The following is a 16,967-nucleotide window of genomic DNA, read 5'->3' as shown; positions in this document are numbered from 1 at the left end:
TATATCACAATTATAGAGACTTTTTATCTAATGATGCAATATCCTTAATAAATTACTTTGTTTCTGCATCACCTTCTTTTTTACGACGTTTTGCTGCCAATAAGAAGCCCGAAATTAAGATCAGCGGCGTTAAAATCTCTAAGATTAACCTAATGTTGAATTTGTCACCCGTTTCATATTGTCCAATCAAAATACGACGTGCCGTAATAATTTTCGGATTTTCTGGTAACAGACCTTTCAGAACTGTTGCCTGACTGGGTACACTCAAGCTATTCGTGCTAGTTACTTTTTCGGCACTAATTGTTGGCGCCGTAGTAGTCAACTTTGCTGTCATATTCGAACCAGTTGTCGATTCAAGTGTTTGGACACGATCGGTTGCTTGATTTTTCATGACAATATTGCCAGTTGTGTCATCTACTTGTGATTTTGACTGACGTTCACTTGATACCTCTGACTGATGTAGACTAGTCAACGTTGAATCAAACTCACTCGTAAATTCGCTTACTGATTGCGATTTTGACTCACTCGTTGATGTCTCATCAGACGGCATCACGCGAACGCTTGTTGAGTCACTTTGGTTGACAATTGCCGTACTTTCGCTTAATGACGTGGCATCTGATAACTTAACACTAGTGGCATTATGCTCACTCACTATTATTGCGCTTGTTGATTCTGCTGTACTCAAACTGTCACTTGCTGAAATACGTTCGCTGAGACTTGTTGATATTTCATCACTAGCTATCGTTGAAAGAGACTGACTTTCGTTTGCCTGTGAACTTGATGTGGACAAGCTTTCACTTGATTTCGTAGAATTTAATTCACTATATTCAGAAGTTGATACATTTTCACTAGTGATTGTCGTACTAGTTGAATTTTTGGTGCTCAAACTTGCTGAATTTGATGCTAAATCGCTAGCAACTGTTGAAGTCGATTCACTATTGGCTGTTGAATCACGCAATGAGACTGATGTGCTTGTTGAGCGACTGTCTGATACTGAATCACTTGCTAGCTTACTATCGGATTCTGAAACGCTCGTTGATGTTACAGCACTTTCTGAAGTTGATTCACTCTTTGATGTTGAGTCACTGTTTGAGATTAAGTCACTCTTTGACGTGGAATCGCTGTTTGAGATTGAGTCACTCTTTGATGTTGAGTCACTCTTGGTCGTCGAATCACTCAATGAAACTGATGTACTCATGGAGCGGCTATCGGAAACTGAATCACTTTGTGACGTGGAATCTGTCAATGAAACCGACGTGCTCATTGAGCGACTATCGGATTCTGAAACGCTCGTTGATGTTACAGCACTTTCTGAAGTTGATTCACTCTTTGATGTTGAGTCACTGTTTGAGATTGATTCGCTCTTTGACGTTGACTCACTGTTTGAGATCGATTCGCTCTTTGACGTTGACTCACTGTTTGAGATCGATTCGCTCTTTGACATTGAATCGCTGTTTGAGATTGACTCACTCTTTGATGTCGAATCGCTATTTGAAACAGACTCACTCTTTGATGTCGAATCACTATTTGAAACAGATTCACTCTTCAACGTTGAATCACTGTTTGAGATTGACTCGCTCTTTGATGTCGAATCGCTGTTCGAGATAAAGTCACTCTTTGACGTTGAATCGCTGTTCGAAATTGAGTCGCTCTTTGATGTTGACTCACTATTCGAGATAGAGTCACTCTTTGATGTCGAATCGCTGTTCGAAATTGAGTCGCTCTTTGACGTGGAATCGCTGTTTGAGATTGAGTCGCTCTTTGACGTTGACTCACTGTTCGAGATAGAGTCACTCTTTGACGTTGACTCACTATTTGAAACAGATTCACTTTTGGTCGTTGAATCAGTCAATGAAACTGATGTACTCATGGAGCGGCTATCGGAAACTGAATTACTTTGTGACGTGGAATCTGCCAACGAGACTGACGTACTCGTTGAACGACTGTCGGAAACTGAATCACTTGCTAGCTTACTATTGGATTCTGAAACGCTCGTTGATGTTACAACACTCGCTGAGGTTGACTCGCTCTTGGTCGTCGAATCAGTCAACGAAACTGATGTACTCATGGAGCGGCTATCGGAAACTGAATTACTTTGTGATGTTGAATCTGCCAATGAAACCGAAGTGCTCATGGAACGACTATCAGATACCGATTCACTCGTCGCACTTGATGTTGATTCGCTTAACTTTGCGGAAGTTGACTCACTCGCCACTGCTGATACCGATTCACTTGTTACACTTGATGTTGATTCGCTCAACTTTGCGGAAACAGACTCACTCGCCACTGCTGATACCGATTCACTCGTTGCACTTGATGTTGATTCGCTTAACTTTGCGGAAGTAGACTCACTCGCTACTGCTGATACCGATTCACTTGTTGCACTTGATACTGATTCGCTCAACTTCGTGGATGACGACTCACTCGCTACTGCTGAATTCGATTCACTCGTTGCACTTGATACTGAACCACTCAACTTTGTTGATGACGACTCACTCGCTACTGCTGATACCGATTCACTCGTTGCACTTGATACTGAACCACTCAACTTTGTTGATGACGACTCACTCGCTACTGCTGATACCGATTCACTCGTTGCACTTGATGTTGATTCGCTCAACTTCGTGGATGACGACTCACTCGCCACTGCTGATACCGATTCACTCGTCGCACTTGATGTTGATTCGCTCAACTTCGTGGATGACGATTCACTGACTACCTTTGAATTCGATTCACTCGTCGCACTTGATGTTGATTCGCTCAACTTCGTGGATGACGACTCACTCGCTACTGCTGATACCGATTCACTCGTCGCACTTGATGTTGATTCGCTTAACTTTGCGGAAGCAGACTCACTCGCTACTGCTGATACCGATTCACTTGTTGCACTTGATGTTGATTCGCTTAACTTTGTGGATGACGACTCACTCGCTGCCGCTGAATTCGATTCACTCGTCGCACTTATCGATTCACTTGTCGCACTTGATGTTGATTCGCTTAACTTTGTGGATGACGACTCACTCGCTACTGCTGATACCGATTCACTTGTTGCACTTGATACTGATTCGCTCAACTTTGTGGATGACGACTCACTCGCTACTGCTGATACCGATTCACTCGTCGCACTTGATGTTGATTCGCTTAACTTTGCGGAAGCAGACTCACTCGCTACTGCTGATACCGATTCACTTGTTGCACTTGATACTGATTCGCTCAACTTTGTGGATGACGACTCACTCGCCACTGCTGAATCTGATTCACTCGTCTCTGTCGACACTGACTCACTCAAGCTTGCCGCAGTTGACATTGACTCACTTTCGCTAATCGAAGTTGACTTCTCAATCGACATCTGCAAATGAACCGTAATCGTTGGCGTGGCATCGACAGAAGTGCCATCAGTACCAGCTGACATAACATAGGTTCCAGAACCATTATCGACGCTCACAAGTTGATAATCAGCGGTATCATATTGCTGTTCACCATTTAAAGTATCGGACCCGTCAACGTCAAACAAAGATCCCACTTGTCCACTAATAGTAGCCGTTGAAATCACACTACCAGTCTCATCATCCACATAATTGACAGTAGCACTTGTTGTTTCTGGCGTAGCTTCGATAATCAAATAATGGGTATATGAGCCGTCTGTTTCAGCAATCGCACCATTGATTGTGTAAGTTCCAGGAACCGTTGTGTTACCAAGGGTATCCCAATAAATGTGTTCACTTAGATTGTACCCAGCTGCAGAGAGTCCCATCGATGCAGCAGTTTCAGGACTATAACTATTGATAATAGCCTGCAAATTTGCACCATCAATGACATCACCAATATGTGCAGAACCTTCAGCCAAATCAGAACCGTTCCCAGCCTCATTTACAATATAATATTTATTCCCAGCGGCGTCTGTAAACTCTTTTAAAACAGAACTAACTGAATCTGTGTAGTCGCTTGCTTTGACAACCGTAATCAATTTCAAAGCAACTTGTTGTGCTGCACCATATACTTCATTAATGGTCTGTGTTGAAACCACAGTTTGATTCTCATCAAAAGTTAGTGTGATTGCGTTAGTACCGTCAATTGCATTACCTTGCGCATCTTTACCCGGTGTATGCAAATAGTATGTCTGCCCATTTGACGTGATCGTTGCTGGTACATCAATCGAGTTAACCGTATAAGTCGTACCATCATCAGAAGCCACGCCATCTGCACCTTGCCAAACAACAGCGCCACTTTGCGTCGTAACACCAGTTACGCCGTCGGTAGCTAGAGCGGCTGTTCCAGTTACAGTGGTTGTTGTAGCCGGCTGTAGTATATTGCCACTCGCATCTTCGTACGTCAATTGAATATTAAACGTATTTACCTTGCTTGACGTGGTAATTTTGTGCGGTACATCAATCGTCACTGGCTGATCAACTGTGCTATCATTGTCGAAGTTAACCGTTAAGACACCATTCGCATCAATCGTGCCACCAGTTACTACTGCTTGCGAAAAATCATATCCAGCAGGCATTACTTTTGATAAATCAAAGGTTGCTGTGGTGCCAGATCCACCATAGACAGTGCTATCTGATGTCAAAGTGACAGCTTGCCCAGTAGTTGCATCGTTGACAGTGATAGTGGCTGTTTGAGCGACTAAATTAGCGTACGCTTGATTCAAATCTTGTTGTGACGCATTATCATTCGTCAAAACTTGTTGTGCATCAGTCAATTGCGCCGCCATCACACTTGCAAGATTGCTATTAGCAGTCGTTGTGTTCACCAACGCCTGTAACTGTGTCTTGTCAATTGCTTGATACGCAATTACAGTCGCTGACGCGCCAGTAACTGCGCCCGTATAGGTCGCCGAATAAGTTGTCGTCGCAAATTGTCCAGTCGCGACATCTGACACATCTGGCGTCCCAGTATCAAAACCAGCTGTAACTGTAATGGTTGGTGCAATTTTTGTTGATTGCAAAGACTGAAGCATACTATTCAAACCATTGACTAAGTTAATGCTTGCTTGGTTAACACTTTTCATCATGTTATCCACTGCTGTTGCGATACCTTGAGAGGCTGTATTAGCAACACCTGTTACAACATCTGTTAAAGTACCACCTATAACACCACCGCCTAATAGACCCCCAAGAGCACTTACAACCTGATTTCTAAATGTTGAAGAAGAAATATCTGATGTTCCCAAATAAGCAACCTCAGAATTATAACGAATGGTTGCTTGATCCAACACCTTTTGTTCCTCAGTAATCAATGTCTCTAAGACTGACTTAGCATACATTGAATTACTATCAGTACCACTTATAGCGTTCATAGCATTCGTTAACGTTTTAATATAACCTGCAGCTAATGTTTTCACTTGTGAATCAACTGTAACAGCGACACCCTGTGAAATTAATTTCAAAGCTGTCGTATTTAAGTCACCTTTTAACGCACCATTGAAAGCGTTGTAGACAACAGCATACCATCCAATAACAAAATTAGGTACAGTCGTACTAGCATAAGTGTTAATGTCAGATTGAATATTAGACATATTAGCGGTTAGTTGTGCCATCAGTGCATCGATGTTGCTATGAACCAATTCATTCGGATCTAATGAAATATTTGTTGAATACGTGCCATCACCATTGTCAACAACCGGGTTGACATATGTCGCGGAAGTAATATTTTCTGGTTTTAAAATATTCATAAGTGATGACAAAGTCGCTTGAATCGCTGTTAAGTCAGCATTATTCTGTCCAAAGGTCAAAGCAGGAATCATACCACCAGCATTGCCATTTTTCATACTGCTTATCATCTGTTGCGCTTCCGCACCATTAATATCGTTAGCCAATGATGAAGCATATGACTGTACCGTTATCCACATTGATTTATCAGCTGTGTTAGAAGCAGCGGCTGCATTATTACCTGCTGTAGTGGCATAACTCGTCAACCAACTCTGCGGATTACTGTTGAAGTTCAAAAAGGAACCCGCAGAGGTACTAAATTTCAAATTACTATCGGTGTTAATGTTTGACATGCCATTTGTTAAAGCTGTGACATAAGAACTAACAGCGTCAGTTGCTGAAGCAGTTGCTGCTGAAGTAACGGCAGTATCAGCATTGTAATTGACATTGACTAACACTGTGTCCGCGTTTAACAAGGCAGCGTATGAATCAGCAAGCGATGTTGCTTGAGATTGCGCCAAAGATACTGCTGCTGATTCTGCACTACTCGTGGCAGCAGATTGCGCGTAAGCGTTAGAAGCTTGAGCACTCGTAGCCGCAATTGCGGCAGAATTAGGTGCAGCATTAAGGGCATTAAGTGCTGATGTGGCTGCAACTGCGGCGCTTGATGTTGCGGCTGAGGCTGCCTCCCATGATGTCTCTAGACTAGCAATTGCTTGTGTCGTCACACCAGACGCCCATTGCTTAGCAACACCAGTATTTGAACCATCCCAAGCAGTCCCAAAAACAGCCAAAAATGTTGCCTTATTAGCTGTGGCATTTACTAGAGCAAATCCAACTGCAGCTGCTGTCGTGCTGGCAGCGCTATAATAACTATCATATGCTGCTTTTAAATTACCACTGTTTGCGGATGCCAATGCGGCATTCAATGAAGATAATATCGCACTGTAACTATCTGAGCTTTTATTAAGGTTAGATATAGTAGTCGTGATAATTGCTGCCATTGAAGCGCCATTACTACTTGCAATAGCAGCCTGTGAGCTTTGTGCACTTGCATAACTAGTTTGTGCAGCAGCATTAGAATTCTGTGCTGCTAGCAGAGCAGCAGATTGAGCAGTAGCTGCAGCCGAGTACGAATTAGCCAAAGAGGCCGCCGCTGAATTAGCTTGAGCAGCAGAGCTGGCAACGGTGGCCACACTTGCAGCAGCACTGCTATTTGCAGAGGTAGCCGCGGAACTAATCGTTGCCAATGCGTCTGATGTCACAGTAGCAGTCGAACCACCAGCCGTGGTTACTGTACTGCCACTTTGTGTCGGCGATACCAATGAAGAGGTGGCATTACTTGGCGTGGTGATAGTTACCGCCACACTACCGTTATTGTATGTTGAAGCTGCACTGCTTGATGTAGCACTTGCACTTGTCGTCACATCAACAGCATTAGACGTTGCATCAGCATTTTTATCTACTGAAATGGCATTTTGGTCATTCGCGTCAGCACTAACTGTGTTATCTGTGGCAACTGAATCAAGCGTTGGGTAGGCACTGCTCCCCAAAGAACCAGTGGCGTAAGAATCACTGGCTGAATTAGCTGATACTTGTGCATTGGCTGAAGACACTGCTTCACTGGTTGTATTAGAAAGTGTGTTGTCAGCGGCACTTGCTGGACTAGCTGCTGCTGAAGCCGCCATTGCGGTACTACCAGTGGTTGTGTCTGCACTAACTTTATCAGTGTCGTCAATGAGAGCCATCCCCGTCAAAACCATCAACGTTGACAATCCAGCTGTAATCCATTGCCGACCAGATTTATACATTTTATAACGTTTTACTTCATTTGTTGGTCGAGAGTTGCGACCATCATATTTTGCGCTCATAATCAACTTCCTTTTCGTTTAGTCAATCTTCTACTTTAAATGTATCACTACTAATACTATTTATGATATTTTATGCCTATATATAACCACATATTTTACACATTATTCATATATTATACATACTTACAAAAAGAAAGCATATTTTTAGACTTAACTATGACTTTTTAATGAATTTTAAGCACAAAAAAACGTTAAATGGTACCACACCAGCTAACGTTTGCAAAAAATATTTATTTTTTAGGTTGTGACAGGTCGACGTCTTTTAACTTAATCACTTTTGTTTTGTGAGAAATTTTGTACCAAATATATAGAATGGCAAATAATGGTACCGACAAGTAGGTAACTGCAATCTTTTCCCAATTCAAATTAGTAAAGCTTTCTGGATCTTGACCAATAATGACCCCAATTGAGATAACCAGAGCAAATAGTGGCCCAAATGGGAACCACTTTGCCCGATACTTCAAATCTGACAGGCTTTTACCTTGCGCGATATACGCGCGGCGGAAGCGATAATGCGAAATTGCAATTCCAACCCAAGCAATAAAGCCAGTCAATCCAGAGGCATTAACGAGCCAAGTATAGGCAACCGAGCCACCTTTAGTATTAGAAATAAACGCTAATAGACCGATTGCCGTCGTCAATACCAGCGCTGCCACGGGCACGCCACGTTTTGACACTTTGCCGAAAATCTTAGGGGCTTCACCCTTACGCGCCATAGCAAACAACATACGTGATGACGCATAAGATCCCGAATTAGCCGATGAAACAATTGATGTCAAAATAACAGCATTCATCAAACTGGCTGCAAAAGCGATACCCGCATTTTTAAAGACAATCGTAAATGGTGATACAGCAATATTTTCAGTTGATGAACTTAACAAACGTGGGTCTTGGTAGTAAACCAAAGCCGAAATCACAAAAATGGCTAAAATATAAAATAACAAAATTCGCCAAAAGACTTGATTGATAGCCTTGGGCACTGATTTGTCAGGGTCTTGTGCTTCTCCAGCAGTAATACCAATTAGCTCAGTCCCTTGGAAAGAAAATCCTGCCACGACAAAGACTGACAAAATGGCTTGTGGTCCGCCAACGAAGCCATGGTTGCCAACTGATAAGTTTTTCATGACATTGACGTCAGAATGAATAACACCAAAGATTGTTGCCACACCAACCACCAAAAAGGCGATGATTGTAATCACTTTAATCATTGATAACCAAAATTCAGCCTCACCAAAAGCGCCAACGGAGAACAAATTAATCAAAAAGATGAACGCCAAAGCAACGGCTGAAAAAATCCAACCCGGTGTATTGGGCCACCAAAACTTAGCAACTAATCCAACAGCCACAATATCAACCGCCAGCGTGATTGCCCAATTAAACCAATAATTCCAACCCATCGCAAATCCTAATGCGGGATCAACATATTTACCTGCATAATCAGAAAATGAGCCAGAGGTTGGTGCATAAGTCGCCATTTCTCCCAAACTGGTCATCAAAAAATAAACCATCACGCCAATCGCTAAATAAGCAACAATCGCGCCCATTGGACCAGCCTGTGCCACTGTGGCACCCGAAGCGACAAACAACCCTGTACCAATTGATCCGCCTAATGCAATCATCGACACATGACGTGTTTTCAGATTTCGTTTGACTTGCCCACTATCTTCAGACATAAAAATTCTCCTATTCCCAACAAAAAACCTCTTCCTGCTCACACAGAAAGAGGTTTAAAAAGTCATTTTCGTAATCACTTTTCAAAGCGCACCGTATTACTACGACAGTCTAGTAACTCTTAATTACCAGCCCAAATATCATATTGCCAGATGATATTTTCGGCAATCGCCCCTTTAACATAACATCAGTGTCTTGGCAGACTCAGTTATGCGACTCATGTTGATTGCAACCTCTTTGATATATTAGTAAAAGCATATCACAATCAAACCCGACCGTCAATTTTTAGCACATGTTGCCACTGGCGAGCACGTTTGCGGTAAATTTGTGCGCTTAATTGCCACCAAAAGTAGCCAAATAACAAAGCGCCAATGCCGCTTGATAATAGCATATTATTGGCTTGCATCAGTGAAATCATCATGAAAAGCCAAAATACACCAATCAACGTACTCATGATTATTTGCAGTCGCCTTGACTTCAGTAAACGCGGTAAAATCAACGCCACCACCAAGAATAAGACTTGCAACCACCATACCAACAATAAATTTGGCATCATGTCACGTAACTGTAGCCCACTATCCCAAGAGATACCAACTACGATGGCAACAATCAAACACACTAACATCCTCATTATTTGTGAAATAATGAACCACCACATGGCAATTTTGTATTGTGCCAGATAAAGCACACCAGCCATCAAAGCGATAAATGGCAAGACTAACCAATAATGCGCAAATAGATGTCCTATTGCTAACAAAGCTTGCAGAGAATGTGGCAACATATTTTGAACCACTAGCGTAGCCGCATCATCTCCAAACGTTACCAAAACAGCATTAAACCTGACTGCAAGGCAAAAGACAATAAAAACGACACCAAAAATAATAATCAATAATTTTCGTAATTTATCAGGTTGAATTAACACAAATACACTTCCGTTCACTCGTCATGCCGAAGTAAACGCTCTCCCAATTTATTAAAATTCTACAAACACGTTTGCTTATCGTACACAATAATTGTAGCATTGTGTAGAATATAATTATTGAAAAAACAGTGAAGTGGTAGGAATTTAATCTTGGCTTTAACTTTATCCATTATCATTATGCTATTGGTTGGTGTTTTTGCCGGAGTCCTTGGGGCGCTTTTGGGCCTAGGAGGTGGCATGATTGTCACACCAATCTTAGTGATTGGTTTTAATATTCCTATTCACTACGCAATCGGTGCCAGTATTGTCGCTGTGATTGCGACTTCATCTGGTGCTTCAATCGCATATTTAAAAGACGACATGCTCAATCTGCGTGTTGCTATGTTACTCGAAATTTTTACGACAATTGGTGCGCTAATCGGCGCAATATGCGCAGGTTTTTTTGCCCCAATTTGGTTAAATTTCCTTTTTGGCGTGCTGCTGGTTTATCAATCCTATCGCATGTGGCGTAAGTTACACACCCACAATCAAGCCGAATTAGTTGCACATAACGACCCTCTCGCCAACAAATTACAGCTCAACGCTACCTACTATGACAAAGCACTGAATCAAAACATTGATTATCGTGTAGAGAATATTCCCGGTGGTGCAGTGGTCATGTTGTGGGCTGGACTCGCGTCTGGTTTATTAGGCATAGGATCTGGTATGTTCAAAGTATTTGCCATGGATGGTGTCATGAAAATGCCACTCAAACCTGCCAGCGCAACCTCTAATTTAATGATGGGCGTCACGGCTGCGGCCAGCGCTCTTGTTTATTTTTTTAATGGTACAATTCGAGCTGACATCGCAGTACCAATTGCTTTAGGTATCGTGTTAGGTGCAACCATTGGCGCACGCATTATGCCACATGTTCCAGCAAAACGACTCCGACAACTATTTATCCCAGTTGTTGGCATTGCTGGCTTACAACTACTACTAAAAGCATTTAATATCACGTTGTACTGAGGCACCCACGTATGTCCACTAATCAAACAGAAAAAGATTTAGAACGCCAAATTGGCATTGTTTTACGAATTGGCGTCATAATAGCGGTTGTTGTCATGATTCTTGGCTTTGCCTGCTATCTTATCAATGGCGCTAAAACAGGCTATTTCCACAATCACTATCCGCGTCAACTAGCACAGATTGTAAATGGTTCTTTTCATTTTCAAGCCGGTGCTATCATGATGTTAGGATTATTTTTACTCATTCTAACACCCGTTTTACGAATTGTCGCTTCCATTTACGCCTTCACCAAAGTTAAAGATTGGCGATATGTTGGCATTACCGTCGCAGTTTTCATTATTTTACTTGTTGCCATGTTCATTGGCCAACACTAATCGGAGATCATCATGGCAGAAAATCAAACAAAGTCTCGTACGGAGCGTTTTAAGAAACCAACCCACAAATTGCGAAATACGATTTTAGCAATCATTGCTGTATTAGCAATCACGGCCGGCGGCTTCGCATGGTACGCAATTAATAACGCTAAATCAACCATTGATAAGGTTTATAAGAGCACAGGCACTAAAAAGGCCCGCAACGTCTCAAGCGTTGTTTCTAGTGGTAAGCCATTATCTATTCTATTATTTGGAACTGATACAGGTGAACTGGGTCGTACTTACAAAGGCCGTACGGATTCTATGATGCTATTGCTCATCAATCCCAAAACAGAAAAAACGACAATGATTTCAATTCCTCGTGACGCAATGGTTGCTATTCCTGGTTATGAAGATACTTTCCCACAAAAAATAAATGCCGCTTATGCTTATGGTTCAACATCAACAGCCATTAAAACTGTTGAAGCTTATCTCAATATTCCAGTTGATTTCTACGCATTAGTGAACATGTCTGGTTTGGAAAAAATGGTCACCCAAGTTGGTGGTATTTCAGTGAAATCACCACTTGATTTCACTTATAGCCAAGACACTGCTCACGATTACGGTCCCAATTTATACCGTTTCCACAAGGGCAGTACCGGTTATGAACACTCTGATGACAATGGCGTTACATGGTCTGAAACAAAGCACGTCATGACCGGCGATGCCGCACTAGCATTTTCTCGGATGCGCTATGACGATCCTGAAGGCGATTATGGTCGTCAAAAGCGTCAACGTCTCGTCCTTGAAGGTTTAATTAAAAAATCTGCCAATGTTTCGAGCCTCTTGAACAATTCATTTATGACAACGCTTAGTAAAAACGTCCTCACCGATTTGACATTTGGTGACATGACAACAATTGCAAGTAAGTATATCAAAGCTAAAAATAACATTGTGAGTGAACATATTCAAGGTGAGGGAACAAGCTATCCAGACTCTTCTGGTAATGCCATTTCCTATGAAGTTGTGACACAGCAAGAAAAGCAACGCGTGACTAACTTAGCTCGTAAAGCGCTGGGATTAAAAGCAGCAACCACTGGTCCTGCCTATGCTGGTGAGGTACCAAGTACACTTCAGGCTGTGGCTGCCTCTCTTAGACCAGCAGATGACGAATCCTCAAGTAGCACTGATACTTCTTCCGACACGTCAACAGAAAGTTCTTCAGATCAATAATTTTATCATTTTAAAACCCCCGAAAAGTTATTTTCGGGGGTTTCTTTTTAACTGAAAAACTTACTTTTTAATTTGTCGTTTTGATAAGACCAAATAAACAGGCAATCCAATCGCGACAACGGCAATTGATATTACAACACCAGAAAAATCATGCAAAATTTCTGAAATTTCCACGTAAAGTGAACCTGCAATTGCTAGTATTGGGATAAACGGATATAACGGTGTTGAAAATGCTCTATTAACGCCAGTCGGATCTTTACGTCGCAAAATGAAAACGCCGACAAATGCCAAAATATAGAACAAGAAAGTCGTGAACATGGCAATGTCAGTGAGTCGATCAGGATTAGTCAACAATAACATCAAGTCTCCCAGCACAATCATAAACCAAATCGCAGCATTAGGTGTTTTGGTCCGCATGTTAATCTTAGAAAACGTTTTTGCAAACGGGAATAAGCCATCCCGCGCCATTGCAAACAATACACGTGGAAATGAAACAATTTTACCATTGAGTGTCCCTAGTAATGAAATTAAAACCGCCACACTCATCAAACGACCACCAACGACACCAAAGGCACTGGTTGCCATATGAATTGTTGTATTTTGACCAAGCGCAACGATGTTCGCTGCATCTAAACTTCTATATGTCCCATAACTGACACCCACGTAAGAAATAATAACAATAATAAGCCCAAATACGATTGCCTTTGGCAGAACTTTTTGCGGATTTTTAATTTCACCACTAATATTTGCCAAAGTTACCCAGCCGTCGTAAGCAAATAGCGTTGCTAAAATAGCAACCCCAAATCCCCCACTGTTAGTGTGTGCTACCGCAGTGACTGTCTGTCCTAATGCTTCATGTTGTCCAAAAAACATACCAAAAATGATCAACGCAACAATCGGCAACATTTTAAGTGTCGTCGTCAATATCTGAAAGCCAGCACTGAAACGATTAGGAATTGAGTTGATTATGCCAACAAACGCCAATGCAATAATCGCTGAGGGTATCGCCCACATTTTGGGTAATTGAAACAAGTCAACAAATAGTATCCCAAAATAAGCAGAAATTGATCCCATCATAGCCGGACCATAAAAGATGACTTGCATCCATCCAGCTAAATAGCCCCAAACTTTGCCATAAATTTTTTCAATATAAATGTATAAGCCACCAGTTTTAGCCATTTGGGAGCCAATTTCAGCAACACTCATACCAGAAGCAAGTGTCAAAATACCGCCAGCTGCCCATGCAATTAATGCAGATGTCGTACTACCTGCCGACGCTAATACACTACCTTGTTTAAAAAAAATCCCTGAACCAATGATTGTGCCAACCACTAACGCCAGTGAGGCAGTCAGGCCGAAGCCGCGGTTGAGTTGTGCTTTATTGTCCATATCGTCCCCTGATTTTGTATCTATCTTGCCATTATATACTATTTTGTTTTATCACATTTTAACAATTTGTGTCTTTTTTGTGTCCATAAACATATTTTGGCACTAAAAAAGCAACCTTTTCAGATTGCAGTGATTTTTTTAGTCGAAATAATCAATACCCATTGCATGGCGTACGTCTTTCATTGTTGACTCTGCTACTTCATTAGCATGATCAGAGCCAGCCTTTAACATAGCCATCACAGCTGGAATATCTTGGGCAAATGTTTCACGTCGTTGACGAATGGGTGCCATTTCAGCTTCCATCACTTCAATCAAGTGCTTTTTGATTTTCATGTCACCAAGACCACCAGCAGTATATTGCTCTTTTAGTGCCTGTACACGTTGCTTGTCGGGATCAAAAATATCCAAGTAAGTAAAGACGACATTGCCTTCAACATGACCGGGGTCATCAATATTGATATGCAATGGATCAGTGTACATCGACTTGACTTTTTTAGCTAATGTATCTGCATTATCACTAATATAAATCCCGTTGTTCAGTGATTTTGACATTTTAGCATTACCATCAATACCCGGAAGACGTCCTTGCCCTTTGGGCGGAAAGACACCGACAGGCTCAACCAATACTTCTGATTGATAAGCATTGTTGAATGAACGAACTAGCTCGCGCGTCTGTTCAATCATGGGTTCTTGATCGTCACCAACTGGCACTTTTGTAGCTCTAAAAATTGTAATATCGGCCGCTTGAGACACCGGATAAGTCAAAAATCCCGCTGGAATACCCTCTCCAAAACCTTTTTGTTGAATTTCTGATTTAACAGTCGGGTTGCGTTGCAGACGTGCCACACTGACCAAATTCATAAAATATTCAGTTAATTCTGGCAACCCTGTAATTTGTGATTGTACAAAAATCGTTGATTTAGCAGGATCAATACCAACTGCCAAATAATCCAATGCGACTTCTGTTAGCGAACGGCGAATTTTTTCAGGATTACGAGCGTTGTCTGTAAAAGCTTGAGTATCAGCAATCATAATAAATGGATCAAATTCACCGGAATCTTGCATTACCACACGATTTTTTAGTGAACCAATATAATGTCCAATATGCAATTTGCCAGTTGGTCGATCACCTGTTAAATAAATTTCTTTTGCCATGTTTAACCTCGATTTAATTGATTAGCTTATTTCATTATACTTGAAAACGTACACGTCGTGACAAGAAATATCGTTTCAGTTTGACATTGGGTTTGAAAACTTATACACTATCACTATTAAGAAAAAGAGGTACGGGAACTTGTTGAGCGAATTTTAAGATGTAGTGACAACAAACAGGCAACTGTTTTGGTGCGCTTTTCTTGAGATTGGTCTGCAATTTTCGTCAACACGTTAAATTCCCCAGTCTCGTAGTTTGATTGGAGGCATTTTTTGATGCAAGAAACACCCCGAAAAGTATTTTTAGTTGGCTTGACAACGAGTCAGGCAAATTTAACTTATGAATTAGAAGAATTAGGTAACCTAGCAAGAGCAAACAACTTAGACCCAGTTGAGACTTTTACCCAAAAATTAGAACGCCCTAATCCAGCAACTTATTTTGGTAAAGGCAAAGTCGAGGAAATTAGCGCGGCAGTAACCACTTATGACGTCGACATGATCGTTGCTAACGACGAGTTGACGCCCTCGCAAATCCGTAATTTGGAAAAAGCGACCAACGCGACTGTGGTGGATCGCACTGGTTTGATTTTAGATATTTTTGCGCAACGTGCACAAACAAAAGTAGCCCAATTACAAGTTCAATTGGCGCGCTTGCAATATCAGTTACCAAGATTACGTACAAGTATGTCAATCACGCTGGATCAGCAAACTGGTGCTGGTGGTGGTGGCTTTACATCTCGAGGCGCTGGAGAAACAAAACTCGAACAATCTCGTCGTCGTATTACAGCTCAAATGGTTCATATTCGTCAAGAATTAGCAGACCTTGAGAAAGGCGAGACAACACGATCAGCACAACGCCAAAATAATGATCTGCCAAACGTAGCCTTGGTCGGCTACACTAACGCCGGTAAATCAACACTAATGAACCGGCTGTTAGCGCGTTTTGGTATTGGTGCTAGTAACGATGATAGCAAACAAGTTTTTGAAAAAGATATGCTTTTTGCCACTTTGAACACAACCGTGCGCCAATTGACATTACCAGATAAAAAACAATTTTTGCTCAGTGATACCGTTGGCTTTGTCTCTAAGCTACCTCACAGCTTAGTCGCTGCTTTTAAATCGACATTGCAAGAAGCGGCCAGTGCGGATCTACTGTTACACGTCGTTGATGTCTCTGACCCTCACTATCAAGACATGATGACAACCACTAACAAAACATTACAAGAAATTGGTGTTAGCGGTCGCCCAACCATCACAGTTTATAATAAAGCTGACCGTACCGAGCTCGTTTTTCCAGAAGTAACTGGTGAAAATGCCATCACCATTTCTGCATTAGATATTGCTTCCCAAGATGCATTAATTGACCTTATCAAACAACATGTGTTCAAAGACGTCGCAGTCGTTAACTTGCACATACCTTTTGACAAAGGTAATATTCAGGCTCAGCTCGCCGCAAAACATACATTTTTACAGGAAGATTATGACGATACTGGCACCCTCATAACCGTTGAACTCTCCACTAATGAACGCGAGACTTTCAAAGATTATATCGTTTAAAAAAAGGGCAGCAAACCAATTATGGTTTGCTGCCCTTTTAATATTTCTCGCTCATCGGGATGACGAGATTTGAACTCACGACCCCCACGTCCCGAACGTGGTGCTCTACCAAGCTGAGCTACATCCCGTTGATACGAGAATAATTTTAACGCAATCAATG

The 16,967-nt window shown here is 41.7% G+C and carries 9 protein-coding genes, 1 tRNA gene and 1 riboswitch; of the genes, 4 read left to right on the top strand and 6 right to left on the bottom strand.

The window, feature by feature from the left end; genetic code table 11:
* Positions 1 to 52: 52 nt before the first annotated feature.
* From FF105_RS05320 to FF105_RS05310, 3 genes are all read right to left on the bottom strand, one after another.
* Positions 53 to 7,525, bottom strand: coding sequence for a KxYKxGKxW signal peptide domain-containing protein (locus FF105_RS05320; protein WP_290046397.1), 7,473 nt, complete (start codon positions 7,523 to 7,525; stop codon positions 53 to 55).
* A gap of 230 nt (positions 7,526 to 7,755) precedes the next feature.
* On the bottom strand, positions 7,756 to 9,198 hold the full coding sequence (locus tag FF105_RS05315; protein ID WP_010290826.1) for an amino acid permease: 1,443 nt from the start codon (positions 9,196 to 9,198) through the stop codon (positions 7,756 to 7,758).
* 76 nt (positions 9,199 to 9,274) lie between these two features.
* Positions 9,275 to 9,442: riboswitch (Lysine riboswitch) on the bottom strand.
* Positions 9,443 to 9,461: 19 nt separating this feature from the next.
* Positions 9,462 to 10,118: a phospholipid phosphatase gene (locus FF105_RS05310; RefSeq protein ID WP_290046396.1), complete on the bottom strand. Its 657-nt coding sequence runs from the start codon at positions 10,116 to 10,118 to the stop codon at positions 9,462 to 9,464.
* A 177-nt stretch (positions 10,119 to 10,295) separates the two neighbouring features.
* Between FF105_RS05310 and FF105_RS05305 the strand changes: the two genes are divergently transcribed.
* From FF105_RS05305 to FF105_RS05295, 3 genes are read left to right on the top strand one after another with little or no spacing between them, the layout of a single operon-like run.
* Positions 10,296 to 11,123, top strand: a complete 828-nt coding sequence (locus FF105_RS05305) for a sulfite exporter TauE/SafE family protein (RefSeq protein ID WP_168441510.1) — start codon at positions 10,296 to 10,298, stop codon at positions 11,121 to 11,123.
* A gap of 11 nt (positions 11,124 to 11,134) precedes the next feature.
* Positions 11,135 to 11,497, top strand: a complete 363-nt coding sequence (locus tag FF105_RS05300) for a DUF1634 domain-containing protein (RefSeq protein WP_010290821.1) — start codon at positions 11,135 to 11,137, stop codon at positions 11,495 to 11,497.
* Positions 11,498 to 11,509: 12 nt separating this feature from the next.
* Complete coding sequence (locus FF105_RS05295) at positions 11,510 to 12,709, top strand: LCP family protein (RefSeq protein ID WP_147651163.1); 1,200 nt, start codon at positions 11,510 to 11,512, stop codon at positions 12,707 to 12,709.
* 60 nt (positions 12,710 to 12,769) lie between these two features.
* On the opposite strand, the gene FF105_RS05290 is transcribed toward FF105_RS05295, so the two are convergent.
* Both FF105_RS05290 and trpS read right to left on the bottom strand, forming a co-directional pair.
* Complete coding sequence (locus FF105_RS05290) at positions 12,770 to 14,098, bottom strand: APC family permease (RefSeq protein ID WP_010290819.1); 1,329 nt, start codon at positions 14,096 to 14,098, stop codon at positions 12,770 to 12,772.
* 138 nt (positions 14,099 to 14,236) lie between these two features.
* Entirely contained in the window at positions 14,237 to 15,253 is a 1,017-nt protein-coding gene (gene trpS / locus FF105_RS05285) for a tryptophan--tRNA ligase (protein ID WP_010290818.1), read from the bottom strand.
* Between the two features lie 273 nt (positions 15,254 to 15,526).
* Here trpS and hflX point away from each other — a divergent pair, with 273 nt between their 5' ends.
* Positions 15,527 to 16,807 (top strand): GTPase HflX, encoded by a 1,281-nt coding sequence (hflX, locus tag FF105_RS05280; protein WP_010290817.1) that lies wholly within the window; start codon positions 15,527 to 15,529, stop codon positions 16,805 to 16,807.
* A gap of 54 nt (positions 16,808 to 16,861) precedes the next feature.
* Here the strand turns inward: hflX and FF105_RS05275 are convergent.
* Positions 16,862 to 16,935, bottom strand: a tRNA-Pro gene (locus FF105_RS05275).
* Between the last annotated feature and the right edge of the window lie 32 nt (positions 16,936 to 16,967).

The organism is Leuconostoc sp. UCMA20149 (genome assembly GCF_030400235.1).
Classification (GTDB): Bacteria; Bacillota; Bacilli; order Lactobacillales; family Lactobacillaceae; genus Leuconostoc; species Leuconostoc pseudomesenteroides.
Note: the sequence above shows the minus strand (reverse complement) of the source record. Positions and strands in the feature narration are given on the sequence as shown.